22 protein-coding genes and 2 tRNA genes are annotated in these 26,423 nt (G+C 63.7%); 14 read left to right on the top strand and 10 right to left on the bottom strand.

Going from position 1 to position 26,423, the window contains the following annotated elements:
- The first annotated feature begins 29 nt into the window (after positions 1 to 29).
- Both FFS18_RS14020 and proC read left to right on the top strand, forming a co-directional pair.
- A complete protein-coding gene (locus FFS18_RS14020) occupies positions 30 to 1,739 on the top strand; it encodes an alkaline phosphatase family protein (RefSeq protein WP_249340411.1) in 1,710 nt (569 codons plus the stop codon).
- Between the two features lie 20 nt (positions 1,740 to 1,759).
- Positions 1,760 to 2,590: a pyrroline-5-carboxylate reductase gene (proC, locus tag FFS18_RS14015; RefSeq protein WP_137871318.1), complete on the top strand. Its 831-nt coding sequence runs from the start codon at positions 1,760 to 1,762 to the stop codon at positions 2,588 to 2,590.
- A gap of 109 nt (positions 2,591 to 2,699) precedes the next feature.
- Here proC and FFS18_RS14010 read toward each other — a convergent pair whose 3' ends face one another.
- On the bottom strand, positions 2,700 to 3,212 hold the full coding sequence (locus FFS18_RS14010; protein ID WP_137871317.1) for a MarR family winged helix-turn-helix transcriptional regulator: 513 nt from the start codon (positions 3,210 to 3,212) through the stop codon (positions 2,700 to 2,702).
- A gap of 78 nt (positions 3,213 to 3,290) precedes the next feature.
- Here FFS18_RS14010 and FFS18_RS14005 point away from each other — a divergent pair, with 78 nt between their 5' ends.
- From FFS18_RS14005 to FFS18_RS13985, 5 genes are all read left to right on the top strand, one after another.
- Positions 3,291 to 4,376 (top strand): branched-chain amino acid aminotransferase, encoded by a 1,086-nt coding sequence (locus tag FFS18_RS14005; RefSeq protein ID WP_137871316.1) that lies wholly within the window; start codon positions 3,291 to 3,293, stop codon positions 4,374 to 4,376.
- Positions 4,377 to 4,432: 56 nt separating this feature from the next.
- A tRNA-Gln gene (locus FFS18_RS14000) sits at positions 4,433 to 4,507 on the top strand.
- Between the two features lie 454 nt (positions 4,508 to 4,961).
- Complete coding sequence (locus tag FFS18_RS13995; RefSeq protein ID WP_137871315.1) at positions 4,962 to 5,738, top strand: SDR family NAD(P)-dependent oxidoreductase; 777 nt, start codon at positions 4,962 to 4,964, stop codon at positions 5,736 to 5,738.
- Positions 5,735 to 6,523: an enoyl-CoA hydratase/isomerase family protein gene (locus tag FFS18_RS13990; protein ID WP_137871314.1), complete on the top strand. Its 789-nt coding sequence runs from the start codon at positions 5,735 to 5,737 to the stop codon at positions 6,521 to 6,523. The genes FFS18_RS13995 and FFS18_RS13990 overlap by 4 nt, the downstream gene beginning before the upstream one ends.
- 82 nt (positions 6,524 to 6,605) lie before the next feature.
- Complete coding sequence (locus FFS18_RS13985; RefSeq protein ID WP_249340410.1) at positions 6,606 to 8,423, top strand: arylsulfatase; 1,818 nt, start codon at positions 6,606 to 6,608, stop codon at positions 8,421 to 8,423.
- 287 nt (positions 8,424 to 8,710) lie between these two features.
- Here the strand turns inward: FFS18_RS13985 and FFS18_RS13980 are convergent, their stop codons facing one another.
- Both FFS18_RS13980 and FFS18_RS13975 read right to left on the bottom strand, forming a co-directional pair.
- Entirely contained in the window at positions 8,711 to 9,628 is a 918-nt protein-coding gene (locus FFS18_RS13980) for a formylglycine-generating enzyme family protein (RefSeq protein WP_137871312.1), read from the bottom strand.
- Positions 9,625 to 10,251: a TetR/AcrR family transcriptional regulator gene (locus FFS18_RS13975; protein WP_137871311.1), complete on the bottom strand. Its 627-nt coding sequence runs from the start codon at positions 10,249 to 10,251 to the stop codon at positions 9,625 to 9,627. Before FFS18_RS13975 ends, FFS18_RS13980 begins: the two co-directional genes overlap by 4 nt.
- A 124-nt stretch (positions 10,252 to 10,375) precedes the next feature.
- On the opposite strand from FFS18_RS13975, the gene FFS18_RS13970 reads away from it, so the two are divergent.
- Together FFS18_RS13970 and FFS18_RS13965 are read left to right on the top strand one after the other, a co-directional pair.
- Positions 10,376 to 11,020 (top strand): hypothetical protein, encoded by a 645-nt coding sequence (locus FFS18_RS13970; RefSeq protein WP_137871310.1) that lies wholly within the window; start codon positions 10,376 to 10,378, stop codon positions 11,018 to 11,020.
- A gap of 13 nt (positions 11,021 to 11,033) precedes the next feature.
- Positions 11,034 to 12,668 carry a sulfatase-like hydrolase/transferase gene (locus FFS18_RS13965; RefSeq protein WP_137871309.1) on the top strand — a complete coding sequence of 545 codons (1,635 nt, stop codon included), beginning with the start codon at positions 11,034 to 11,036 and terminating at the stop codon, positions 12,666 to 12,668.
- An 86-nt stretch (positions 12,669 to 12,754) separates the two neighbouring features.
- Here FFS18_RS13965 and FFS18_RS13960 read toward each other — a convergent pair whose 3' ends face one another.
- Genes FFS18_RS13960 through FFS18_RS13950 form a run of 3 tightly spaced genes read right to left on the bottom strand, consistent with a single transcriptional unit; the run spans position 12,755 to position 15,461 of the window.
- Entirely contained in the window at positions 12,755 to 13,900 is a 1,146-nt protein-coding gene (locus FFS18_RS13960) for an oxidoreductase (RefSeq protein WP_137871308.1), read from the bottom strand.
- Positions 13,897 to 14,367: an alpha/beta fold hydrolase gene (locus tag FFS18_RS13955; RefSeq protein ID WP_137871307.1), complete on the bottom strand. Its 471-nt coding sequence runs from the start codon at positions 14,365 to 14,367 to the stop codon at positions 13,897 to 13,899. The genes FFS18_RS13960 and FFS18_RS13955 overlap by 4 nt, the downstream gene beginning before the upstream one ends.
- Before the next feature lie 26 nt (positions 14,368 to 14,393).
- Positions 14,394 to 15,461 (bottom strand): citrate synthase/methylcitrate synthase, encoded by a 1,068-nt coding sequence (locus FFS18_RS13950; protein ID WP_137871306.1) that lies wholly within the window; start codon positions 15,459 to 15,461, stop codon positions 14,394 to 14,396.
- Positions 15,462 to 15,539: 78 nt separating this feature from the next.
- Between FFS18_RS13950 and FFS18_RS13945 the strand changes: the two genes are divergently transcribed.
- Complete coding sequence (locus FFS18_RS13945) at positions 15,540 to 16,682, top strand: citrate synthase (protein ID WP_137871305.1); 1,143 nt, start codon at positions 15,540 to 15,542, stop codon at positions 16,680 to 16,682.
- A 182-nt stretch (positions 16,683 to 16,864) separates the two neighbouring features.
- Here FFS18_RS13945 and FFS18_RS13940 read toward each other — a convergent pair whose 3' ends face one another.
- Positions 16,865 to 19,183 carry an EAL domain-containing protein gene (locus FFS18_RS13940; RefSeq protein WP_171005321.1) on the bottom strand — a complete coding sequence of 773 codons (2,319 nt, stop codon included), beginning with the start codon at positions 19,181 to 19,183 and terminating at the stop codon, positions 16,865 to 16,867.
- 72 nt (positions 19,184 to 19,255) lie between these two features.
- Positions 19,256 to 20,791 carry a FecR domain-containing protein gene (locus FFS18_RS13935; RefSeq protein WP_137871303.1) on the bottom strand — a complete coding sequence of 512 codons (1,536 nt, stop codon included), beginning with the start codon at positions 20,789 to 20,791 and terminating at the stop codon, positions 19,256 to 19,258.
- 173 nt (positions 20,792 to 20,964) lie between these two features.
- On the opposite strand from FFS18_RS13935, the gene FFS18_RS13930 reads away from it, so the two are divergent.
- Positions 20,965 to 22,647, top strand: coding sequence for a ShlB/FhaC/HecB family hemolysin secretion/activation protein (locus FFS18_RS13930; protein ID WP_137871302.1), 1,683 nt, complete (start codon positions 20,965 to 20,967; stop codon positions 22,645 to 22,647).
- Between the two features lie 251 nt (positions 22,648 to 22,898).
- On the opposite strand, the gene FFS18_RS13925 is transcribed toward FFS18_RS13930, so the two are convergent.
- The gene (locus tag FFS18_RS13925) at positions 22,899 to 23,108 is read right to left on the bottom strand and encodes a hypothetical protein (protein ID WP_137871301.1); all 210 of its coding nucleotides are present in this window, start codon (positions 23,106 to 23,108) and stop codon (positions 22,899 to 22,901) included.
- A gap of 195 nt (positions 23,109 to 23,303) precedes the next feature.
- Here FFS18_RS13925 and FFS18_RS13920 point away from each other — a divergent pair, with 195 nt between their 5' ends.
- The 3 genes from FFS18_RS13920 to FFS18_RS13910 are packed head-to-tail and all read left to right on the top strand — an operon-like array spanning position 23,304 to position 25,700.
- Complete coding sequence (locus tag FFS18_RS13920) at positions 23,304 to 23,567, top strand: DUF3489 domain-containing protein (protein ID WP_137871300.1); 264 nt, start codon at positions 23,304 to 23,306, stop codon at positions 23,565 to 23,567.
- Complete coding sequence (locus FFS18_RS13915) at positions 23,567 to 24,004, top strand: DUF2924 domain-containing protein (protein ID WP_137871299.1); 438 nt, start codon at positions 23,567 to 23,569, stop codon at positions 24,002 to 24,004. The genes FFS18_RS13920 and FFS18_RS13915 overlap by 1 nt, the downstream gene beginning before the upstream one ends.
- The gene (locus FFS18_RS13910) at positions 23,997 to 25,700 is read left to right on the top strand and encodes a recombinase family protein (protein ID WP_137871298.1); all 1,704 of its coding nucleotides are present in this window, start codon (positions 23,997 to 23,999) and stop codon (positions 25,698 to 25,700) included. The genes FFS18_RS13915 and FFS18_RS13910 overlap by 8 nt, the downstream gene beginning before the upstream one ends.
- A gap of 189 nt (positions 25,701 to 25,889) precedes the next feature.
- On the opposite strand, the gene FFS18_RS13905 is transcribed toward FFS18_RS13910, so the two are convergent.
- A tRNA-Leu gene (locus tag FFS18_RS13905) sits at positions 25,890 to 25,976 on the bottom strand.
- Positions 25,977 to 26,423 lie beyond the last annotated feature (447 nt).

The raw sequence follows: 26,423 nt of genomic DNA, 5'->3' as shown, positions 1-26,423 counted from the left end.
ATAGGCGGCTTTCGCCGACAGGACAGCCCGTGCTGACACCCTGCCTGACGGAGACGCCGCTCGTGACGCTGAAACATCTCAAAATCGCTCTCGCCGCCACCCTCTGCGTCGGTAGCGCCACCACCGTTTTCGCGCAAAATTCAGCGCCGCCGGTTGCGAAGGTGACCGCCGCGACGCCGCCGCCAAAGCTGATCGTGGTGGTCGCGGTCGACCAGTTTTCGGCCGATCTGTTCGCCGAATATCGCGGCAAATTTACCGGCGGGCTGGCGCGGCTGGCATCGGGCGTCGTGTTCCCGTCGGGCTATCAGGCGCATGGTGCCACCGAAACCTGCCCGGGCCACGCGACCATCCTGACCGGCAGCCACCCCGGTCGCGCGGGCATTGTCGCCAATAATTATTTCGACCTGTCGGTCGCGCGCGACGACAAGCGTGTCTATTGCGCCGAGGACGAAAGTGTCGCCGGCACCGCTTCGGGCGGCGGCAAATATGCGCCGTCGGTGAACCATCTGCTCGTCCCGACGCTCGGCGATCTGATGAAGGCGCGCGATCCGAAGGCGCAGGTCGTGTCGGTCGCGGGCAAGGATCGCGCGGCGATCATGATGGGCGGGCGTCAGGCCGACGAACTGATGTGGCTCGCGCCCACCGGGCTCACCAGCTACCGCGGCACTGCCCTGTCGCCGACCGCGGCGCAGGCCGGTGCGGCGATCGCCGCCGCCATCGCGCAGCCGCGCCCGGGGCTCGCACTGCCCGCCGATTGCACGGCGCACGACATTGCCATCCCCGTCGGCGACAAGGGCGCGACCGTCGGCACGGGCCGGATGGCGCGCGACGCGGGCGACTTCCGCCGCTTCATGGCCTCGCCCGAAGCCGACGGCGCGGTGCTCGCGACCGCCGCGGCCTTGCGTCAGGTTCGCAAGATGGGCGAGGGCAGCGGCACCGACCTGCTGATCGTCGGCTTGTCGGCGACCGATTATGTCGGCCACGGAGCCGGGACCGAGGGCGCCGAAATGTGCCTTCAGATGATGGGCCTCGACCGTGAACTCGGCGATTTCTTTGCGCGGCTCGACGCGACCGGCATCGACTATGCCGTCGCGCTCACCGCCGATCATGGCGGGCACGACATGCCCGAACGCAACCGCCAGAATGGCTGGCCCGCCGCCGAGCGCGTCGATCGCGCACTCGACCCCGACGCGCTGGGCAAGGCGGTTGCCGAAAAGCTCGGCCTGCCGCAGCCCTTGCTCTATGGCGACGGTCCGTTCGGCGACATGTATCTGTCGAAAGCGCTGACCCCGGTGCAGCGCAAGGCCGCGCAGGACGAAATTTTGGCCCGGCTGCGCGCGCATCCGCAGATCGAGGCGGTAATAACCGCGGATGAACTCGCGAACCGGCCCATCTCGAAACGCGCGCCCGACACCTGGAGCCTGCACGACAAGCTGCGCGCATCGTTCCACCCCGACCGCTCGGGCGATTTTGTCGTTGTGCTGAAACCGCGCGTCACCCCGATTCCCGAATCGGGGCTTGGCTATGTCGCCACGCACGGGTCGGTGTGGGACTATGACCGGCGCGTCCCGATGCTGTTCTGGCGCAAGGGGCTGACCGGCTTTGAACAGCCCAATGCGGTGATGACCGTGGACATCCTGCCGACGCTGGCGTCGCTGATCGGTCTGCCGGTCGACGCGGGGAAAATCGACGGACGCTGCCTCGACCTGTTGTCAGGCACCGACAGCAGTTGCCGTTAGGAACAAGAAAAGAAACGAATATGACGATGGATTTGCGGAACTTCTCCGACCGGTTGCTGCTGGTCGGCTGCGGCAATATGGCGGGGGCGATGCTCGATCGCTGGCTCGCGGCGGGGCTTGACCGCGTGCAGGTGGCGATCGTCGATCCCATTGCGGCGCCGCGCGAGGGCATCGTCCAATATGCGGCGCTGGCCGACTGGCAGGCCGCGGGCGCCGCCGCCGACTGGATCATGCTGGGCATGAAGCCTCAGCAACTAAGCGACGTCGCCGATGTCCTCGCGCCGTTGGCAACCGGGGACACGCACCTGCTGTCGATCCTCGCGGGCGTGTCGCTCGCCGATCTTGCGGCGCGCTTTCCGGGCGCCCGCGCGCACGTCCGCATCCTGCCGAATCTGGCCGCGCGTATCGGCGCCGGGGTGACGGCGGTCGCGACGCTGGGCGAGGCCGATCATGCGGCGATTGCGGGCCTGCTCGATCCGCTGGGGCAGACGGTGACACTGGCCGACGATACAACGATGGATCTGATCACCGCCTTTACCGGCAGCGGCCCCGCCTTCGTCTTTCGGCTGATCGAATCCTACGCTGCGGCGGGTGAGCGGCTGGGTCTGTCGGCGGAGGATGCGCTGGCGCTGGCCACCGCAACCTTTGGCGGCGCCACCGCGCTGCTCGCCGACAGCGGCGAAAAGCCGGGAACGCTGATCGCGCAGGTCGCGAGCAAGGGTGGCACCACGCAGGCCGGGCTCGACGTGCTCGACAGCGACGGACAGCTCGCCGCATTGCTCACCAACGTCCTGCGCGCGGCGCGCGACCGCGGCCGCGAACTCGCCGATCTGGCGCGGGGGGAGGGCTGACCGCCGCCTACGATTGGATTGAACCGTAGCCCTGAGCTTGTCGAAGGGCGCTTCTCGGATAAGCGCCCTTCGACAGGCTCAGGGCTATGATGATAAATAGGGCAGGAGCCTACCCCGCCTCTTTCCCCAGCGCCGCAATGCGTTTGCGGTCGCGCGCCGGGACCAACGCCTCGCTGACGTGCCAGAACCCGGTCACCGCCTGTTGCCCGGCGTGCGTATAGGCGCGGCTCATCGTGTCGCGCAGCAGCACGAAGATAGAGGCTTCGATCGCGCGTCCGGCCTCGGTCAGCCGTAGCTCCTTTTGCCGCCGGTCGCGATTGCCCGGGCGCGTCGTCAACATCGCGCGCGCTTCCAGTTCCTTCACCACGCGCCCCAGCGACTGTTTGGTGATCCCGAGCAGCGCCAGCAGGTCCGAAATCGTCAGCCCCGGCTGGCGCGCAATGAAGTAAAGCGCGCGGTAATGCGCGCGCCCCAGATCCTGTTCGGCCAGCTGTGCGTCGATCGACCGCCACAGCGACGCATGCGCGAAAAACAGAAATTCGATCCCGCGACGCACTTCGTCTTCGCGCAAGAAAAGGGCAGACGCAGCGGGCGCTTGTGAAAGAAAATTTTCCTCAGCCATGGTCACTACCGTTGCGCGCCGCGCGGGTCTTTGGCAAGAGGCGCGCTCCATCGACCCCATGACCATAGGTGTTTTCGCATGTCCGCTCCCGCCTTTACCCATCTGCCGCACCCCAATCGCGTTGCGGACGATGTACGCGCGGCGGCGATCGCCGATCCGGCGTTCGGGCGGGTCTTTACCGATCATATGGTGTCGATCCGCTACACCGAGGGGCAGGGCTGGCACGATGCGCAGGTGATGCCGCGCGGGCCGCTGACGCTCGATCCCGCGACCGCGGTGCTGCATTATGCGCAGGAAATTTTTGAAGGGCTGAAGGCGTACCGGCTCGACGACGGATCGATGGCGCTGTTCCGCGTCGAGGCCAATGCCGCGCGCTTCAACGCCAGCGCCCGCCGGATGGCGATGGCTGAAATGCCCGAGGAGCTGTTCATCGCCGCGGTCAAGGAAGCCGTCGCCGCCGATGCTCACTGGTTCCCGCCGGTCGAAGGCGGCGCGCTCTATCTCCGCCCCTTCATGTTCGCCAGCGAGGTGTTCCTGGGGGTGAAGCCCGCCGCCGAATATCAGTTCCTCGTCATCACCTCGCCCGTCGGCAATTATTTCAAATCGGGCGCCCCGGCGATCTCGCTGTGGGTGTCGGAAGATTATACCCGCGCCGCGCCCGGCGGCACCGGCGCCGCCAAATGCGGCGGCAATTACGCCTCCAGCCTGATCGCGCAGCGCGAGGCGATCGCCAAGGGTCACGACCAGGTCGTCTTCCTCGACGCCGCCGAACATCGCTGGATCGAGGAACTGGGCGGCATGAACATGTTCTTCGTGATGGGCGACGGCAGCATCGTCACCCCGCCGCTGACCGGGACGATCCTGCCCGGCATCACCCGCGACGCGATCATCACGCTGGCGCGCGATGCTGGCCTTACGGTGCGCGAGGAACCCTATGCGATCGACCAGTGGCAGGCCGATGCGGAAAGCGGCAAGCTCACCGAAAGCTTTGCCTGCGGCACCGCCGCCGTGGTGACCCCGGTGGGCAAGGTGACGCGCGGGCAGACCAGCTTTACGATCGGCGCCGGTGGCCCCGGACAGGTGACCGGGATGCTGAAAGACAAATTGGTCGACATCCAGCGCGGCCGCGCCGCCGATCCGCACGGCTGGGTGACGCGGCTCTAAGCGGCGCCTTGCAATAGGCGGCGGCGCGTTATAGAGCGCGCCTCGCACCGGCCCGTTGGGGCGTCGCCAAGTGGTAAGGCAGCGGCTTTTGATGCCGCCATTCGCAGGTTCGAATCCTGCCGCCCCAGCCAGCCGGTGCGGTCTTGCCCCCGTGATTTGTCAATTGACCGAAGCGTCGGGGATCCCTTCCGACCAGGTTGGCGCACTGCGCAACGACGGCGGAAATCATGCCGCCGAAAATGCCAGCCGCGCTGTCGTCGCCGCTGCGCAATTTTACGATTTTGGCCGAATGTTGCGCTTCTCGCTACCGGGCTCGTCGCCGACTGCCGTTCAGGCGCCTCGGCACTGGCCCGGCGTCAACCACTGCCCGGAGCAAATCTGCCAACAAGGTGAAGCGCAGCCTTTATCCCCCGTCCGCCACGCTTGGCAGCTGCGACGGGGGAACAGGTTCGTTGTGCACATAGGAACATTAGTAGAACATAGGGCAGCCGTCAACCTCCTTTTGTTCTCCCGATCGGTTCGGCTCCGCAGGTTGACGTTAACGTCAATCAGCGCCAATGCTGTGGACAGCAACAGGAGTTGGTGATGACGGCACAACCGAAATTCGATCTGTCGGGCCGGGTGGCCCTCGTCACCGGCGCTTCGTCGGGATTGGGCGCCGGCTTTGCGAAAGCACTGGCGGCGGCGGGGGCCAGGGTTGTGCTCGCCGCGCGCCGCGCCGACAAATTGGCGGAGCAGGTCGCAGCGATCGAGGCCGCGGGCGGGCAGGCGATCGCAGTCAGCATGGACGTGACCGACGAAGCATCGACGATCGCCGCCTATGAAGCCGCCGAGGCTGCGTTCGGCACGGTTGATACGATCGTCGCCAACGCCGGGGTCGCGACCGAGAAAATGGCGATGGGGCTGTCGGTGGACGAGGTCGATTTCCTGCTCGCCGCCAATGTCCGCGGCGTGTTCCTGACCGCGAACGAAGGCGCCAAGCGGCTCGACAAGGCGGGCAGCCGCGACAATCAGCACGGTCGCATTGTGCTGATCGGGTCGATTACCGCCGAGAAGATCTTTCCCGCCACCTCGGTCTATGGTGCGACCAAGGCGGCGGTGCGCCATCTGGGCAAGGCGTTGGCGCGCGAATGGGCGCGGCGCGGGATTTGCGTCAACGTCATCCAGCCCGGCTATTTCGAATCCGAGATGACCGCCGAACTGCTGGAGAGCGACGTCGGTGCGGCGATGGTCAAAAGCTTCCCGCGCCAGCGGATGCGCCCACCGAGCGACTTGCACGCCCCCTTGCTGTTGCTCTGCTCCGACGCGGCGCAGGGGATTACCGGCAGCGTCTTTACCATCGACGACGGACAGACGCTGTGAGCGAGCTGCTCATCGAAGCGCGCGGCGCGGTAGAGATCGCGACGCTCAACCGCCCCGACCGGCTCAACGCGCTCAGCGAAGGGCTGGTCGACGAGCTCAACGCCTATTTCGGCGGACTGGCCGATCGCCGGGACGTGCGCGTCGTCATCCTGCGCGGCGCTGGGCGCGGCTTTTGCGCCGGGCTCGACATTCAGGAGGATCGGTCGTCGGACGAAACCCCGGTGCTGCGCACGCTGCGTGCCCAGACTGCGATCGGCAATATCTACCGCAAGATGCGCGCTTGTCCGCAGCCGATCATCGCGCTCGGCCATGGCGCGGCGTGCGGGGGCGGGCTGTCGCTGCTGCTCGCGTCCGACGTGCGCTACGCCACCCCCGATTTTCGCTGCAACGCCGCCTATATCCGTATCGGCCTCGGCGGCTGCGACATGGCGTCGAGCTATTTCCTGCCGCGGCTGGTCGGCGCCAGCCTTGCGGCGGAAATGATCCTGACCGGGCGCTTCATCGACGCCGAGCGGGCACTGCGCGCCGGGCTGGTCAGCGAGATCGTCGAACCGGACGAACTGCTGGGTCGCGGCCTCGCGCTCGCCGACGAGATGCTCGCAACCAGCCCCTATGGCCTGCGGCTGTCGAAACAGGCGCTCAATCTCAACATCGATGCGCAGAGCCTCGACGCCGCGATGGCGATCGAGGATCGCCAGCAGGTGATCCTGTCGGCGACCGAAGACCATCGCGAGGCGCTCGCTGCCTTCCTGGAAAAACGTGCGCCCGAATATCGCGAACGCTAGTCCGCTCGCCCCAACTTGACTCGCCGATATATTGGCATAGTAAGTGCCATTATCCCATGGGGAGGGGGCGATGGCAGTGCGCGTGAGGACCACCAACGTGCCGGGTCGCAAGGGCCGGTTCCGGCGTACTGCCATCATTTTTGGCGCCGCGCTGTTGCTGGCCGCGCCGGTACAGGCGCAGCGGGAAAAGACGCCGCCGCGCCAGCCCAATATTATCATCCTGCTCGCCGACGACTGGGGCTTTACCGATGTCGGCGCTTTCGGCGCCGAGTTTGCGACTCCCAACCTCGACGCGCTCGCCTATGCCGGGACGCGCTTTACCAATTTCCATGTCGCCGGTTCCTGCTCGCCGACGCGGGCGATGCTCCAGACCGGGGTGATGAACCACCGCAATGGCCTGGGCAATATGCCCGAGACGATCCCCGACGAACATCGCGGCCAGCCCGGGTACGACACGGTGATGAACCACCGCGTGGTGACGATTGCCCAGCTGCTGAAGGCGGCGGGCTATCGCACTTATTTTACCGGCAAATGGCATCTGGGGAGCGACGCGACCCGCCTGCCGCACGCGCGCGGCTATGACCGGGCGTACAGCCTCGCCGATGCGGGCGCCGACAATTTCGAACAGCGCCCGATCGAGGGCATGTACGATACCGCTGCGTGGACCGAAAACGGCAAACCCGCGACGCTGCCGAAGGATTATTATTCGTCGCGCTTCGTCGTCCAGAAGATGATCGATTATGTCGAGGCGGACCGGGCGAGCGGCAAACCCTTCCTCGCCTCGATCAACTTCCTCGCCAATCATATCCCGGTGCAGGCGCCCGACAGCGATATTGCCCGCTATGCCGCGCAGTACGAGGACGGCTGGACCGCGCTGCGGCAGGCGCGAGCGAAGCGCGCCGCCGCGCTCGGTATCGTCCCTGCGGGCGTACCGATCGTCACCATGCCGACGACCACCGATTGGCAAAAGCTGGACGCCGACGAACGCGCTGCCGCGGTGCGGGTAATGCAGGCCTATGCCGGCATGGCGACCGCGATGGACCGCGAGGTCGGGCGGCTGGTCGCGCATCTGAAGGCCACCGGCGACTATGACAACACGATCTTCGTGTTCCTGTCGGACAATGGCGCCGAGCCGACCAACCCGTTCGGCAGTCTGCGCAACCGGTTGTTCCTCGACATGCAATATGACCTGTCGACCGCCAACATCGGGCGCCGCGGCAGTTTCAGCGCGATCGGACCCGGCTGGGCGAGCGCCGCCGCCTCGCCTTTGTCCGGATACAAGTTCAGCGCGACCGAGGGCGGCCTGCGCGTTCCGCTGATCGTGACCTGGCCGGGGAACAAACAGGTGCAGGCGGGCGCGATCCGTCACGGGCTGGCGCATGTCACCGACATCCTGCCGACGCTGACCGAACTCGCCGGGGTCGCCGGCCATGGCGGCCGCTGGCAGGGCAAGGATGTCGAGCCGGTGACAGGCCGCAGCCTCGTCCCGATGCTGACCGGGCAAACGGACAGCGTGCATGGCGACACGCCGCTCGGCTACGAACTGTCGGGCAATGCGGCGCTGTTCCGCGGCGATTACAAACTGGTGCGGAATCTGCCCCCGACCGGCGACGGCCAATGGCGGCTGTTCGACCTCAAGAGCGATCCGGGCGAGACACGCGACCTGGCGGCGGCGCAGCCCGAACGCTTCGCCGCGATGCTCGCCGATTACCGCGCCTATGCCAAAGCCAATGGCGTGCTCGACATGCCCGCGGGCTACACCGCCAACGAACAGATCAACGCTTATGCGTGGGAGCAGCAGGGCCGCAAGCGCGCGATCGAGGCGGCGCTGTGGCTGGGCGGCGGGTTGCTGGCGCTGGCGTTGCTGGTCTGGGGCTGGCGGAGGCGTGCGCGGCGGTAGTTCCAGTGATCTAGACCGTTGTCGGCTTTGGGATGGAGAACGGACGTTGCCGATCCTCCCCGGAACGGGGAGGGGGACCAGCGAAGCTGGTGGAGGGGCACTATCGGTTTACCTTGTCGTCGATGTAGCGCTCCGCTGCGAGGTTCCCGGAAAGTTTGGTCGTCCAGTCTAGCGCTGCGTTAACCGCCTGTGCCCCTCCACCACCCTTCGGGTGGTCCCCCTCCCCCGTTGGGGGAGGATCGGCTATGTCCATGGGCGGTCGTTTCCCACCATCAGCACCGCCACATCTACCCCGTCGGCGCCGGGCGCACCGTATCGATCAGCCGAAAACCGATATGGTCGGTGCCCAAGCTGCGTTCCTGAAACTGCCGCGCCGCGGGGCGATAGCGGGCGCAATAATTGGCGGCGCAAAGGAAACTGCCGCCCTTGATGACGTTGCTCTCGCCGCCCGCCTTGCTCGTCGTCCACTCCCACACATTGCCGATCAGGTCGTGAACGCCATGGTCGTCGGCGGGGAAGCAGGCGACCGGCGCGCGGCCGGTAAAGCCGTCGGTGCCAAGGTCGCGCGCCGGAAAGGCGCCCTGATAATAATTCGCCTGCGGCTTGCCCGTCGAATCGACCGGCACATGACGGTCGGCACCACCCGTGGCGGCGGCCAGTTCCCATTGTTCCTCGCTGGGCAGCGCCTTGCCCGCCCAGCGCGCATAGGCGAGCGCGTCGTCATAACCGATCTGCACCACCGGCTCGCGGCCTTTCCCGTCGATCGCGGTGCCGGGCCCGGCGGGATGGCGCCACTCGGCGCCAACGACCCAGCGCCACCAATTGGGGTTGCCGTCGGTCGGCGCGGTGAACACCGCGCCGCCGGGGACCAGCATGTCGGGCGGCGCGCCCGGCAGCGACGGCGGGTCGCGCTCGGCAAGGGTCTCGTATCCGGTCGCCTTGACGAAGGCGGCGAACTCGGCGTTGGTCACCTCGTGCGTCGCCATCCAGAACCCCGCGACGCGAACCTCGCGCGGCGGTCCTTCTTCGGGCAGCCGCGCATCGGCACCCATCTTAAAGGTCGCGCCGGGGATCCACACATAATCCTCGGCGGGCATCGCTGGGCATTCGCGGGCCGCGGTGCGCGCGGGCGGATCGTCCGCTGCGGTACCGCACCCGGCCAGCGCGCCTAGCGCCGCGATCGCCGCCGCCGCGCGCCGCTTCAAGCCGTGTCCCCGATCGTCGCCATCAGCATTTCAACCATGTGCATCACAACCGTCCCGGCTTCCTCGGCCGACAAGCCCTGATCGTGGCGCAGCACGCGCCAGTTCTGGAACGACAGTGCCGCGCACAGCGCCTCGACGTTGATCCGGTCGGTCAGGACGTCGCCGGGCAGCAGGCGCAGCAGCAGCTCGCGCTCCAGCATCACGACCTTGCCATATTGCCCCATCAGGAACGGCGACTGGTACCGCTTGATATTGGCCGCAAGGCGAAAGGGCAGCGTCGTTTCGAACACCCGGACGCGGCGGCGCACCATGTCGCGGACATTGGCGCGCCAGTCCTGGTCGGGATAGGGTGCGCTGACGATCGGCATCACCTTTTCGGTGATCGTTGCGGTGATTTCGGCATAGAGCGCGTCCATGTCGTCGAAATGGCGAAACACGGTGCGCAGTCCGATGCCGGCCTCTTCGGCGACGCGCGCCGCACTCGGCGCCAGATCGCCGCCGACGATCAGCTCCATCATCGCCTCGACGATCCGCTTGTGGCTCGACCGGCCGCGTTCTCGGCGGCCGTCGACCCGCGCCGACTCCGCCTTTGTCGCCGTCGATTTGCTCGCCGCCTTGGTCATGGCTTCTCCGCTGGCCCAGCTTGACGCCGGGGTCAATGCCCGCGTCACGATCGGTCTTGCGCCGCAACGAATAAAATGACACATATAGTGTCATAAGTTTCGGCGCAATGGGGAGGCGGGATCGATGGCCGGGCAGGGGGCGACCATAGCGGGCATATGGGCTGCCGCGCTGCTGCTGTGGCTCGCCTTCCTGCTTTTCTACGATGGCTGGCGCCGCCCGCTTCGCCGGGAAGAGATTGACGCCTTCCTCGCCACGCTAGGACCGCGCATGGCCGAAACGGGCAATGACGCGGCGCGGCTGCGCGCCTTTCTGGAGGCCGATGACGGGCGCGAGTTCGTGATGGTCAATCTGGTCGGCACGCGCGCCGGGCCGGTCACCGACCCGGACAGCGGCGAAACGCGCGAGGGCAGCGAATGGCTGCGGCGCTATTCCGACCCCTTCGTCCGCGGGCTGATCGCGCGCGGCGGACATCCGTTGTTCGTGGGACGCAAGGTCGGCGGCTATATCGACGCGTGGAACACGCCGGACGATCCGGGCTGGTCGCTGGTCGGCACGATGCGATACCGCAGCCGCCGCGACCTGATCCGCATGGCCAACGACCCAGCGTTCCGCGCGGCGCATCCGGCCAAGCTGCTGGGAATCGCGACGACCTTTTCGTTCCCGACCCAGCGGCAGATCGCTTTTTACGCCAGCCCGCGGGTCACCATGGGGCTGTTGTTGGGGTTGCTCGCGGCATTGGCGCACATCGCCGTGCTGACGATAGGATAGGTTGGGGGTTGCCATGAAGAAAAGATGGATCGCATTGGGGGCCATCGCGGCGCTGGGCGTCGGCGGCTATTTCGCATTCGAGGCGAACAAATATCGCCTGCCCGGCATCCTGCAGGACTGGCGCGACCCGGTGCAGCCGAACCGGCCCGTCGCGTGGCAGCAGGGACCGGCGACGCCAGCCGCGGGCAAGCGCCCGCCCAACATCATCCTGATCGTCGCCGATGACCTTGGCTATAACGACATCAGCCTGAACGGCGGCGGCGTCGCGGACGGGATCGTCAAGACGCCGAACATCGACGCCTTGGCGCGCGAGGGGGTGAATTTCACCACCGCCTATGCCGCCAACGCCACCTGCTCGCCGTCGCGCGCCGCGATGATGACGGGGCGCTATCCGACGCGCTTCGGCTTCGAATTTACCGCGGTGCCCGTCCAGTTCGCCGAAAACATGGCGCATGGCGAAGGCGTCGGGCCGCTGCGGGCGATTTTTCATGGCGACCGGATCACCCCCGACATCCCCGACTATCCCGACATGGGGGTTCCCGCGAGCGAGGTGACGATTGCCGAGGCGGTGAAGGCGGCGGGTTACCACACGCTGCACATCGGCAAATGGCATCTGGGCGAGGCGCCCGCCTTGCGGCCGGAGGCGCAGGGTTTCGACGAAAGCCTTGCGGTGCTGGCGGGCGGCGCGATGTTCATGCGCGAGGATGATCCCGGGGTCGTCAATGCGAAGCTGCCATGGGATCCGATCGATCGCTTCCTGTGGGCCAATCTGCGTCACGCGGTGACCTTCAACAGCAGCAAGCGCTTTTACCCGCGCGGCCACATGACCGACTATTTCGCCGAAGAGGCGATGAAGGCGATCGAGGCGAACCGGGGCCGCCCCTTCTTCCTGTACCTCGCGTTCAATGCGCCGCACACGCCGCTGCAGGCGACCAAGGCGGATTATGACCGGTTGCCGCAGATCAAGGACCACAAGACGCGCGTCTATGGCGCGATGATCGCCCAGCTGGACCGGCGGATCGGCGACGTCATGGCGAAGCTGAAAGAACAGGGGATCGACGACGATACGCTCGTCATCTTCACCAGCGACAATGGCGGCGCGTGGTATAACGGGATCGAGCGGCTGAACGCGCCCTTCCGCGGCTGGAAGGCGACCTTTTTCGAAGGCGGTATCCGCACGCCCCTGTTCATGCGCTGGCCGGGCGGTATCGCACCCGGGACACAGCGCGCCGACGTGACGGGCCATCTCGACATCTTCTCGACGATCGCGGCCGCGGCGGGCGCCGCGGTGCCGCGCGACCGGACGATCGATAGCGAAAATATCCTTGCCGGTCCGGCCAGCCGGTCCGCGATGTTCTGGCGATCGGGCGACTATCGCGCGGTGCGCGCGGGCGACTGGAAATTGCAGGTGACGAAACGCCCCGAAAAGGCGCGGCTCTATAATCTCGCCGCTGATCCGACCGAACAAAAGGATCTCGCGGCGAGCGACCCGCAGCGCGTCGCGGCGCTGCGCGCGATGATCGAGGCACAGAACAAGGGCATGGCGAAACCGATCTGGCCCGGGTTGATCGAAGGCCCGGTGCGCATCGACGTGCCGCTGAACGCGCCGTGGCGCGACGGGCAGGACTATATCTACTGGGCGAACTGAGCGGGCTGGCGCGGGCCAAATCGTGAAGGCCCGCGCCCGGACTGCAATCCGTCCGTATGGGCTATGCCGACCTTATGCGGGTCGTTTCAACCATGCTCATACTGCTGAAGCGCCGTCGCGCGGTCATAGGGCGTCAGCTCATCGATGCGGCGCTGTTCGACCTTCTCCAACCAATTGGGGTCGGCAAGAAGAACGCGGCCGAGCGCGACGAGGTCGAATTCGCCGCGTTCGAACATCGCGACCAGATCCTCCAGGCGCCCCAGCATCGGCGACGAGATGCCCTCGACGAAGTCCTGCATCAGGTCGCGGTCCATGCCGATCGATCCAACGGTGATCACCGGCTTTCCGGTCACTTCCTTGATCCACCCACCCAGATTCTTGGGATCGCCCGCATATTCGGGCTCCCAGAAGCGGCGCTGCGAGGCGTGGAAGATGTCGACCCCGGCGCGCGCCAGCGGGTCGAGCCAGCGATGCATCTCGTCGGGGTCGCGTGCGAGCTTCACGTCATAATCATAGGTCTTCCACTGCGACACGCGGAAAATGATCGCGAAATCCTCGCCGACCGCGGCGCGGCAGGCGGCAACGACTTCGGCGGCGAAGGTGGCGCGGTCGGCAATGTCGGGTCCGCCGTAGCGGTCGCTGCGCAGGTTGGTCTTGTCCCAAAAGAACTGATCGAAAATATAGCCATGCGCGCCGTGAAGCTCGATCGCATCGCACCCAATCGCCTTGGCCGCCCGCGCCGATTCGGCGAAGGCGGCGATGGTGTCGGCGATATCGCGGTCGGTCATCGCGCGGCCACCGGGGACGTCGGGCCCGGCAAAACCCGACGGGCTGACCAGCTCGGCATGCGGTGCGTCGGGATAGTTGAAGTCGATGCAGCCGCCGACGTGCCACAATTGCGGGACAAACATGCCGCCTTCGGCATGGACGGCATCGACCGCAGCCTGCCAACCCGCAAGTGGTTCGTCGCCCGCGAAAAGCGGCACGGTGTCTGCGGCCACCGTATGGTCGATGGCGACGCCCGTCCCTTCGGTAATGATCGTGCCGATCCCTGCGGCAGCGCGGCGGCGGTAATATTCGGCACCGTCGTCGGTCAGCACCCCGCGGGGCGCGAAATAGCGCGACATGGGCGCCATGCAGAAACGGTTCGGTGCCTTCAGCGACTTGCACGTGAAGGGGGCGTGGAGCGGGGCGAGCAGGGCGGCGAGATCATCGATCGGTGCGGTGGTCATTGGGCAAGCGTCCTCACGAAGTCGAGCAGCGCCTCATTGTAGGCGGACGGGTTTTCCAGTTGCGGCGAGTGGCCGGTGTCCATGGTCAGCAGCGTGCCGTTCGCGGCGCAGTTTGCGGCAAAACCGGCGATCGCCGGATCGGCGATGCTATCCTTGGCGCCGCCGATCGACAGCACGGGAAAGGCGAAGGATGCGAGCAGGTCGCACTGGTCGAGCGTTGCGAGCCCGGCAAGCGTCTCGCTGGCGCGCGGGCCGGTGGCGAGGAAGCCGCGCTCGACCCAGCCGATCATCGCCTCGCTCGCGCCTTCGCCCGAGGCACCCTCGGCGAGGGCGCGGAAAAATCCGGGGCGGTCGGCGGTGATTGCGGCGCCGATGCCGAGCACGTCTTCGGACAGGCCGCCGTGTGGAAATCCGTCGCCCTGCACATAACGCGGCGATGCACCGCAGGTGAACGTCGCTACAGTCAATCTCGCGGGCGAGTGGCGAGATATCTTCAGGCTGCATCCTTCGTCACTGGCTCCACATAGCGAGACGCCGGCCGGATCAACCGGCCGGTCAGCGCCTGTTCGCGGGCATGCGCCAGCCAGCCCGCGATGCGCCCCATCGCAAAAACGCCGGTGAATACATGCTTCGGAAATCCGACAGCTTCCAACAGCAATGCCGTATAGAATTCGACATTGGTTTCGAGCACGCGATCGGGTTTGCGACGATGGAGCGCTTCGAGCGCAGCCTGCTCGACGCCTTCGGCAAAACGCAATCGCGCATCGGCATCTCCGAACGACCGGAGCGCGGCCTTGAGCGCGTCGGCACGAGGATCGCGCGTGCGATAGATGCGATGCCCGAATCCCATCAGCCGTTCGCCGTCATCCAGCGCACGCTCGATCCAGCCGGCGCTGTCGCCCTCCTCCGCAATCGCATCGAGCATGTCGATAACGGGACCAGGGGCGCCGCCATGAAGCGGGCCCTTTAGCGCGCCCAGTCCTGCCAGAACGGAGGACGTCAGCCCCGCATGCGTGGAGGCGACCACCCGCGCAGCGAAGGTCGAGGCGTTGAGACCGTGATCGCTCACGGTAACGAGATAGGTATCGAGTGCGCCCGCACCGTCCGATCGGCCCAACATGCGGATCACGTCCGCCGCGTGGCCTGTGCTGGTCGACGGCTCGATTGGCTCATCGCCCGCCTGCAAACGGATCAGCGCTGGAAGAAGCACCGCCGGAGCGGCAAGCAAGCGCAGCGCATCGGGCAGCGCCGTGCCGTCGGACAGCATCGCCATCGCGGCGCGCATGCCGTCGTAGGCGGGAAGTTTCGACATCGGCCCGAGCAACCCCCGCGTCTTTTCGAACACGTCTACGCGCGCGGTGCCGAGCTTTGCGGTAAATTCCGCCGCGTCGGGCAAATCGTCGAAGAAGCCGGTAAACAGCAGATGGGTGGTCTGTTCGAAGGTCCAGCGCCCGGCCAGCGCGACAAGCGGATATCCGCGAATGATCAACTGCCCTTCGGCGCCACGCACATCCGACAGGATCGTTTCGGCGGCCACGACATCTTCCAGACCATTGTTCATTTCATTCGCTCCTTGACTGGCGAAGAGCGAGATGATCCCTACAAGACTGAGAATCAATCTTGATCAAGTGAATCAATCATGCGCGAATGGATGACCCGTGAAGAGGCACTGGCGAAGCTCAACGTCCGGCCCCAGACGCTCTATGCCTATGTCAGCCGCGGGCAGATCGAACGACGAGGCGATCCCGCTGACCCGCGGCGCAGTCTTTATCGGGGCGACGATATTCTTGCGCTTTCCGACCGGCGCGCCCGCGGGCGCCGCCAGGCATCCGTCGCAGCGAGCACATTGGCATGGGGTGAACCCGTGATCCCCACGGCGATTGCGACGGTCAGTCACGGCGAATTGATCTATCGCGGCGAGGCCGCCACGGCCCTCGCCGCGCATATGGGGCTCGAGGAGGTTGCGGCACTCCTGTGGGAACAACCGGAGGCCATTGTCTTTCCAGAAGTCGCCGTTGCCGGCGATCCGTTTCAGGCGCTCGCCGCGTTGGCGGGAAGAGCGCGGTCGCTCATAGGCAGGCCCGCCGCGAAATTGGTGAACGAAGGCGCGATGTGTGTTGCAGCGATGGCCTCGGCTTTCGGCGCCGTCGGGGCGGGACCGATCCATCAGCGGCTTTCCGCAGCGTGGGCCCTCGACGCTGAGGGCGAGGAACTGGTTCGACAGGCGCTGGTCCTTCTCGCCGACCATGAACTCAACCCGTCGACGTTTGCGGTGCGCGTGGCTGCGTCCACCGGCGCCGGCGTGCCCGCCTGCATCCTTGCGGGTCTAGCGACCCTGTCGGGGCCGAAACATGGCGGCGCTGGCGCAGCACTGGAATCTCTCCTCACCGAGGCGATCAACACGAGCGCCGATGCGGCAATCGAGCGCTGGCTCGCGACCGGGCATGGGCTGCCGGGATTTGGCCACCCGCTCTATCCCTATGGCGACCCGCGTGGACGCGCCCTGCTCGCGCATATCCAGCCGGACGAAGAGCTTGCGATGCTGCAGGATGCCGTCATGGACATGCTGGGGCTACAGCCCAACATCGATTTTGCACTCCTCGCGATTGCGCGTAGACATGCCTTGCCGCCGCGATCGGGTTTAGGCCTATTCGCCATCGCCCGAACGGTGGGCTGGGTTGCGCATGCTCTGGAGCAGGCGTCGACGGGCGCGATCATCCGTCCCCGCGCGCACTACCATGGCCGAAGTCCATCAGCATCCTCGCCCGGATTTCCGACATAGTCTCCGACCATCTACGGCACGCCAAGCGGCGCGACTGGCTCGACCGCAAATGACGATCGAGATGACTGTTCAGTAAGCCGGACCTGGCCGGTTTCAGACTGACAGCTTGCGGGCACCAAACCGAAATAGCTGACGTTGACCATGATACCAGATTAACCAGACGCGGCCTTGTGTGATCGATATCATGCTCGTTGTCTGGCTTCGGCATCAAGGTACAACCAATTTGCCTCGAATACATCGGCAACCATCGGCTTAGAAATCTGCCAACCCTGTCCGACATCACAATTGAAAGCAGCCAGAAGCTCAAAGGTGCGGTCGTCCTCGATGCCTTCTGCCACAATTGTCATGTTAAGCGCGTGGGCGAGCTCGATTGTCGAGCTGACCATGAGCCGATTGACGTCATCGATGGCCATTGTCCGAATAAAGCTTTGATCGAGCTTAATTTCGTCGACGGGCAAGCGTTGCAGATAACTCAGCGTCGATTGGCCGGTACCATAGTCATCGATCGAGATCTTGATGCCAGCCGTGCGAATTTTGTTGAGCGCGTTTATCGACAATTCAATGTCGTTGAGAGCCGCCGTTTCAGTGACCTCAAACGTAATTTTGTCATTCGGTATTTCGGCCGACTCGATAACCGCGATTGCGCTTTCTATGAAAGGCGGGTTATTCAACAGTTTAGCAGACAAGTTGACGGCAACGCCGATCGTTATGCCTTGTCGGGCCCATCGCGAGAAATCGTCGACCGCAGTTTGTAAGACATGGAGGGTCAGCGTATCGATCCGGTCAGCCTTTTCCAATATTGGTACAAAAATTGCCGGCCCGACCGAACCGTGCACGGGGTGGGTCCAGCGAACCAAAGCTTCGGCGCCGACTATTTGTTTCGTCTTCAGGCTCATCTTGGCCTGGTACATTGTGAAGATGTCACCATCTGCAATCGCCTGTTCCATATCAACGAGGAGATGTTGCCGCAGCTTCACCGTTTTGGCAGCTTCGATACTATATGCCTGCCAGGGCGAGCCGGCGCTTTCGGCCAGGCGAGCTGCGATCTTGGCGTCGTCGAGGGAATTGTCGCTCACGCCAAAGGCCGCCGACACCTGAATGGACTTGCCGTCTGCGTCGAATGACGGGCGAAGCAGAGCAGCAGCAGTGCGGAAGTGGCCATCAAGATCGTCGCTGTGACCATCACGGATTATCCAGCCGAGCGTGTCGGAATCCAAGTGATAGATATGCTCATTGACTGCGAGAAATTTCAGGCGCGCGGCGATCCGATCGAACAGAGCAGTCCGCGTATGGCCGTCGGTGACGGCCACGAAGTCCCCGAAATCGGCTATTTTCGCAATCGCTATGGTGCAGCCAGGGCTTTCGGACATTTGTCGGACGAGCATCGCTTCATTCGGCAGGTTGCTCAAGAGGTTATAGAACCGGCTCGTATGCAGGTCCGCGGCGGCCTGAAAAAGCTTGTCGATCGCGAAATACAGGACAAGAAAGGCGAGCGCGCTCTCATTGTCCCAGGTCAGCAGCGACAGATGCTCGGCGAGCAGGAGCGCAGCGTAGAGCGTGACCATGCTGGCGCCACCCACCATCGCACACTGCCATGATGGCCTCGCGCGCCAAACCATGACTAATATGATCGCCACGACGACGAGCAGGCACGGCCACGCCCCAATGTTTGGCAGGTTTCCCGACTGGAGTAAGGTTTCTGCGGCTAGAGCCTGAACGACGACGCCTGGGACAATCCCATGGCGGCCGGTGGCGTAGCGATCACCTATTTCGATCGCCGTCGCCCCCACCAATATCTTCTTGCCTCTGAGCAGTGACGGAGCAACCTTCCCTTGTAGCACGTCGACAAAGCTGAACCGCGGAATGGTTGCAGGCGCTATTGACTGATCGATCCGAAACCGCTGGTTGATTGCACCCGCACTTCCCGCAATCATGCTGCCGAGCGACGGTCGGACAGTGCTGCCAGTAATTGTGCCAAAACTGTAGTCGTTGAGCTGCCCATGCTCGTCAGGATGCACATTGACCGAGGCCAGCAGTGCATTTTCGCGAAAATCCAGCAAGGGCAGATTTTCCGCATAGTCCGTCCCGGCCGATGTTCGTAACTGACGAAAAGTTGGCAAGATGACCGGTACGCCGCTGCCTGCCAGCGCGGCACTGAGCAAACGGTCTTCCGCTGCATCAGACGCCACAGAAAAGTCGACATCAAACGCAATCTGTTCGACCCCGGCACGTGACAAAATCGTGATCAGATCGGCATGGAAATGCCTCGGCCAAGGCCAGCGATCGAGTGCTTCGAGCGATTTTGCATCGATTTCGATGATAACGAGATCGCCGGTCGCCGGTTTCTCGAGCAAGCCCGCCCGGGCGAGCTGACTTTCGCGAGTGAACGGGTCAATCAGGCTCGTGAGCGTGAAGATCGACGCTACAACAAACGCAATGCCCCAAGCGGTCAGGCTCGACAGCTTGCCCGTACGCCGGCTATTGATAGGCAGGTTCCGCAAACATCCCTCCAGACACTGCAAAGTGTCTAGTCTGGAGGACTGTCATTCAGGTTAATGAACAGTCGATCGGGGCTAATTGGGCTTGCCGTCGCCTTTGCCATTCTCACGCCCTACACCATTTCCGCCATTGTTACCGGTATTACCGTTACCGTTGCTCCCTGCTCCGGTGTTGCCGTCGGCGCCGGAACCACCACCGTTCCCGTTCCCGTTCCCGTTCCCGTTGCCGTTGCCGTTTCCGTTTCCGTTGCCGTTTCCGTTGCCGTTTCCGTTTCCGTTGCCGTTTCCGTTGCCGTTACCCCCCGCTCCGCTATTTCCATCGGCGCCGGAACCACCACCGTTCCCGTTCCCGTTCCCGTTGCCGTTGCCGTTTCCATTGCCGTTACCCCCCGCTCCGCTATTTCCATCGGCGCCGGAACCACCACCGTTCCCGTTCCCGTTCCCGTTCCCGTAGCCGTTGCCGTTGCCGTTGCCGTTGCCGTTGCCGTTGCCGTTGCCCCCCGCTCCGCTATTTCCATCGGCGCCGGAACCACCACCGTTCCCGTTCCCGTTCCCGTTCCCGTTCCCGTAGCCGTTGCCGTTGCCGTTGCCGTTGCCGTTGCCGTTGCCGTTGCCCCCCGCTCCGCTATTACCATCGGCGCCGGAACCATCATCGTTCCCGCTCCCGTTACCGTTGCTCCCCGCACCGGTGTTACCATCGGCGCCGGAACCACCGGCGTTCCCGTTGTTCCTGCCGCCATTGTTACTGTTGCCGCCGCTGATGTTCATCCCGGTTGAAGCAGGGATATTATTGACAGCGATTGATACCGGCATTGGGCGTGCCTCGTTCGCTGCGCCGCTTGCCCGGCGCGCGGGATCCAAAACGACGGCATTGCCGATCAGCCCACCGGTCAGATCTGCCAGCGATACCTTGGTGTCGGCGACTGTCGCATCGATCACGCCGTCGAAACTGCCGCTTCCTATCTCAAAATCCTCGGCAGTCAGGCTGACGATTTCGGCACCTGCGTCGATCAAACTTGCATCGACCGGTGCATTCGGTGAGTCGATTATCTTGGACTGGGCGCCGCTGATCGTCAGGCGGAATGCTTGTTCCTTCGATACCATTCCGATCATGCCCGGGGTGATGAGCTGCGTAGCGCCGCCATCAAGCGTGGCCACCTGCACCGCGCCTTCGGTTACCTGCACCGCGCTTCCAGTTTCGGACACCGTTACGCTGAACGTCGTGCCTTTGACCACAGCCGCCATGGTGGGCGTTTGGACACCGAAATGCGGTGTTGCCTTTTTATCGATCCGAAACAACGCATTTCCGAGAGTCTGGATGAACTGGATAACGCCCTGGCTTGCCTGCGGCCGACTGATGCGTAAGCGGCTGTTGGCGGATACCACGACATATTCTTGACCGCGGACAAGCACCGCGCGGCTCTTCGCGCCTGTTACGATCACATCGTCGGCAACAAGCGCGCCGCCCGCTAAAGCAACCTTTGAGACCCCTGACCGAAGAATAGATACCGTACCGGTTTTCTCCGAAAGCTGCCAACTAGGCGGCTCGGCATGCGCAGCTGTCCCGATGGCGAGTGCAAAAACTGCGATGAGGTTGCGGATCTGCTTCACTGAATATCATCCCCGAATTGCAGCGCATGCTGCAGGCTCATTGCAGCACGTTAGGGGCGAGACACTGTGAACCGATTGAAAATTTCAGTTAGTAATTGCTTAATTTCGAGACAGCTAACGCTTTGCTAACTCGACCTGTTTACCAGAAGAGCCTCGTTAAAAGCCTGAGGCCCATGGTACGTCGCAAATATCATCTTTCTGTTTTCGTTGCGTTGATCTGCACGACGTATCCGGCATCGGCCCAGTCCTCTGGTGATCCATTTGCGACGGTCGCGGAACAACGACGTCATGACGCGACCGAATTGGCGGAACCGCAGCAGGCGAACGCCGGTTCCCAGAACCAGATCGCCCCAGTTATCATTGCCGATATTGATCGCATTCCAGCGACTCCCGATCCGTCAAGCGGCAATGCGGTAATTATAGGTGCGGTCGACGTGCAATCGTTCGCATTGCTTTCCCCTATCCTCCTGGCCGAGAGTTACGAACGGTTCCTCGGGGAGGCTGCAACCGGTGAGCGCTTGACCGCGCTTGCGTCGTCGGTTGCCGGAGCCGCACGCGCCGAGGGCTATATTTTTGCCAGTGTCGAAGTTCCGCGGCAGTCGGTGAAAGTCGGGGTCGTCACCGTGCGATTAGACCTCGGTGCGATCGACGAAGTACGGATAATCGGGTCAAGCAACCGGCGGCTCCGCCAAATTCTTGAGGCGCTGGTCGGCCCAGCAACCCAAGCAGCAATTCTGGAACAACAGTTGTTGCTCGCGGCCGATTTGCCGGGGATCTCGGTCACCAAGACCGACTATGGGCGCGATACTGGGAAGGGAGTATTGACCGTGACGGTTCGAGAAACCCGATCGCAAGGCTATGTCTCGATTGACAATTACGGACCCGATACGCTGGGGCCGACCCGGGTTCAGACGCAGCTGAGATATTCCTCGCTATTGCTCGACGATGACAGTGTGTCGATGACCATGATTAGTACCGCCGCCCAGCCCAGCGAGCTAGCCTTTGTCAATGTTCGATACGCAAGGACCTTGGGCGATGGCACTCATGTTCTGGGCATCGCCGGCTCGGCCGGTCGGACTCGTTCGGGAGGCCCGCAGCGGCCGTCCGACTATCGAGGACGTAATCGCTATGCTGCGATTTTCTACAGTAAGTCTTTACGTCGCAGTCGCGACTTTAATCTCTGGCTTAACGGAGAATTGGCCTATCTCGATGTCCAGCAGACGCAGGCCGGCACGATGTTCCAGAACGATGAGATTGCCGCGGCCACGGTCAACTTTGCGGCCAATCAGAGAGTCGGATCAGGCCGGATTTATGGCGGATTTGGCGTAACTCGCGGACTGGGCATCCTCGGAGCGAGCGAAGCAGGCGACCCGCACAGCTCGCGCGCCAATGCCGATGGAACCTTCACCACCGCTAATGTCTGGGTCAACGCGATTCTGGACTTCGGGGGCGGTTTCGGCGCGCGGGTGGCCGGAAACGGTCAAATCTCTTCCGAACCTCTGCTGTCGCCGTATGAATTGGCGGTCGGCGGTCCGTATTTCGGGCGAGGTTATGACTTCAGTGAAAAATTCGGCGATGAAGGCGTCACGGGCCTTGTTGAATTGCGAAAAGAATTTCGCCACCTGTCCCGCGCACTCGACTGGCTACAGTTTTATGGGTTTGCCGATGGAGGCATTGTGAATGAAATCGGCCTGGGATTGGGTGACGGGTCGCTATTGTCCGCCGGGGGCGGCGTGCGCGCCAGCGTCGGTTCGCTCAATCTGGACCTGCAAGCGGCGGCGCCGATCAACAAAATACGGTTTGAAAGCCAGAACCGCAGTCCCAAGGTAACATTTCAGATTGGTGCCAACTTCTAGGCTTTCGGGTAGTGCGAAACCCGGCTCACTTCACGGCATTGGCATACCTGAGCCGCCGCACCGTGGGCTCACTACCCGAATTTGCCAGGCAGTCGTCTCTGCGCGTCGAAGTTGCGGCGAAACAGTCCTAGATTGCGCTCTGCAACTTTTCACGCTCGTTCGGGATGCCGAGGCCGCCTCCCGACTGCCAGGTTTCGGGCGGCCGCGTCGCAGCCCTCTACGACTTAGATCGGGGCGCTAAGCTGCCGACCTCAAAGCGCAGTCCGGATGGACTCCGATATAGACACGATCTGGTCGAGCATCTCTCGTAGCTCGCCAACTGCGCTTAGATAATCCGTTCGTGCCAGCTTTGACTTCTGCCCTCGCACGGCGATCTCATGCGCGTCTTCAAGTAGCGCCGTGATCTCGGCGAACAGGGCAGGGATGTTCGCTGATTCCTCTATGTCGTCATTGTCGGCCATGTTTCGACCATGCTCGACGTACCGCGCAAGTCGATAACCATCTTTCTGGAATCCGATCATATTCGACTGGACTTGCGGTGCACTGCAAGCATTGCTGCTCATGCCAGCGCAGGGCTGGTCAGGCCAATGCGCTGAGCGCGCAGGTGGCCTCGGATCGGTGGGACCGGATCATCGGCCCCGCAATGGAGATCCGACATGACCAAAGAGACTGCAGCGAAGAAGATGCCGGCCAAGGCCGGCGCCGACATCAAGAAATCAGGAGCCTTCGAGCAGCTTCTGACCCGCGAGAACGGCGCCTCGCTCGACGAACTCGCCACCGCGACCGGTTGGCAGCCGCATAGCTGCCGCGCGTTCCTGACGGGCCTCCGGAAGAAAGGCTGGGCGATCGAGCGCAAAAAGCGGGAAGGCGGGACGACGATCTGGACCGGCAGTGCTCCCGCGGCAGCGGGCCAGGCCTGATGTCAAAGGTCGACGCCATTATCGCCGCGATGCCAGCGATGCAGCGCTCCGAGGTCGAAGCCCAATGGAACAAACTCGGGGCAGGGGAGGCGCCACGCCTCCCCGATCCGCTCTTCCGTCGCCTGACAGCGCAGATGTTGCAGGAACGCCGCTACGGCGATGTCCCTGCGATCATCCGCCGTGAGCTTGCGCGGCTCACCGAGGTGGCGCCGGAAACCGCCGAGAGCAGCCGGCCACCCGTCACGCCGATCAGGATCTCTGACGGCACCCGGCTCATCCGTGAATGGAACGGCCGCACCATTGAGGTACTGGTCCGCGATGACGCCTTCGAATGGGAAGGGCGAACCTACAAGTCGCTGAGCCATATCGCCCGCGAAGTGACCGGAGCCCATTGGTCGGGCCCACGCTTCTTCGGCATGAGAACGCGTCGTGGCTGATCGGATCGTCCGCTGCGCCATCTATACGCGCAAATCCACCGAAGATGGGCTCGAACAGGAGTTCAACAGCCTCGATGCTCAATATGAAGCCTGTGTTGCCTATGCGACGAGCCAACGCCACGAAGGTTGGAAGGTCATCCCTGAGCGATATGATGACGGGGGCTTCTCGGGCGGTAACATGGAGCGGCCGGGCCTGAAGCAGTTGCTCGCCGACGTCGCGGCGGGGAAGGTCGACGTCATCCTGCTCTACAAGATTGACCGTTTGACGCGCAGCCTCTCGGACTTTGCGCGCATCGTGGATGTTCTCGACCAGGCGGGAGCCAGCTTCGTATCGATCACCCAGTCATTCAATACGACGACAAGCATGGGCCGTCTGACATTGAACATGCTGCTGTCGTTCGCGCAGTTCGAGCGCGAAGTGACCGGCGAGCGCATCCGTGACAAGATCGCGGCGTCGAAGCGCAAGGGCATATGGATGGGCGGTCCGGTACCGCTCGGCTATATCGTCCGCGACCGCAAGCTCATCATCGAGCCGCGAGAGGCTGAGCAGGTCCGCCATATCATGCGGCGCTATCTCGTTCTCGGCTCGGTTCGGTCGCTTGTCGCTGAACTCAATGCTGACGGCTACCGGACCAAGGTTCAGAACCGGACAAGCGGGCCGCACAAGGGTGGGTGCCCCTATCGCCGCGGTACCATCTACCACATGCTAGCGAACCGGATGTATCGCGGCGACATCGTTCACAAGGGCGAGGCCTATCCCGGCGAGCATGAGCCTATCGTGTCGGAAGAACTATGGGATGAAGTGCAGCGTGCGCTCGCCAACCGGTCGCAGGGCGGATCAACAAGGCAAGCGGTACGCTGGCCGAGCCTGCTGATCAACCTTCTCCATGATGGGGAAGGGCGTCCGATGTCTCCAAGCCATTCGACGCGGAAGGCAGTCAACGCCGACGGGGCCGCCCAGCGGCGGCGTTATCGCTATTATCAAACTCGGCCCGATGCCGAGGGCGGCGTCGCGTGGCGCGTCACGGCGTCGGATATCGAACCTCTGATCCGCAGCCGTCTCGCAGCCTTCCTCGAAGATCAACAGGCGATCATCGCGATGGCCGAGGATCGCAGCGCTAAAGTCATCAACGCCACATTGTCGTCGGCTCTCGGCATGGCTGCAAAACTCCGCTCGCAAGCGACGGGCGAATGCCGGGACACCATTGAACAGATCGTTCGCCGTATCGACCTCGCTCAGGATAGCATAGCCATCACCGTCAACAACGTGGGGCTGAGGATCCAATTTGGGCTGACGGAGGTGCCGAGCGAAGAATGCGCCATCGAAGAGATCGTCCTGCATTGTCCAGTCGTCAAGGTAAGGCGTGGGCATGCGCTGCGACTGATCTTGCCAGCATCGACGCCCGCGGTTCCGCCACGGCAGCGTGATGAGAAATTGGTCCAGCTTGTCGCGGAAGCGCAAGCGGCGAGGAAGCTGGTCTTGGAGAATCCAGGACGAGCGGTAGCATCCATCGCAGCGGATCATGGTCGATGCCGCACACGTCTTGCCAAGCTGGTCGGCCTGTCGTGTCTCGCGCCCGATATTGTGACAGCGATCGTTGAAGGACGTCAGCCAGCGAAGCTGACGGCAAAGATGCTGACCAGCATTGACCTGCCGCTGTGCTGGCGGGAGCAACGTGCCGTTCTCGGGTTCTGAACCGAACTATCGACTGCAGTCACCAAAATGCCCGGCAGAGACCGGGCTTCCTTTTTGGCTTTCTGGCAGCGAGTTTTGCGGGTCTCTGACTGCAGTCTGGATCGAACGAGGCGCAAACCGCGCAGAAAGGCGCGCCCTTGCGGGGCGGTCCTACAATACTGCTGATTTTTGAAGTCCTGCAGGACTGTATGGTGCGGTCGAGAAGACTCGAACTTCCACGGCCTTTCGGCCACAACGACCTCAACGTTGCGCGTCTACCAGTTCCGCCACGACCGCACATCATGATGGGGCCGAACGGGTCCGGCTCCGGGTAGGAGCGGGCGCCTAGCAAAGCTTTTGGGGCGATGCAAGCGAGCTTCGCAGCATTTATTTTTGCAGGTGCGAAGGCGCCGCGCCGCTCGCGACCTGCTTTGCGCCGCGCTTGTCATCGACCGGACTCAAAAGAGTCACGCATCTGTCACGGCTCTGGCGTCAGACCGTCATCGAATCACCCTAGTGGCGGCGTCACCGGGGGCGAAGCATCGTTCACCGGTGATTTTTCATCAGGGGCGCGGCTCGACCATCTTCGGGGGCGCACACCGGGAACGGAGATTTTCATGGCGGCTTTCGCACGCGTTCGTTTGGTCATGCTCAGCGGCGTGGCTTGTTCAATTCTGGCCGCCTGCGGCGCCGACGGCGTCGCTTCGCCGGGTGAAGGCGTGATCGTCATTCCCGCCCCGGCAC

Source organism: Sphingopyxis sp. 2PD (assembly GCF_005503695.1).
Classification (GTDB): domain Bacteria; phylum Pseudomonadota; class Alphaproteobacteria; order Sphingomonadales; family Sphingomonadaceae; genus Sphingopyxis.
This window is presented reverse-complemented; position numbering and strand designations above follow the sequence as displayed.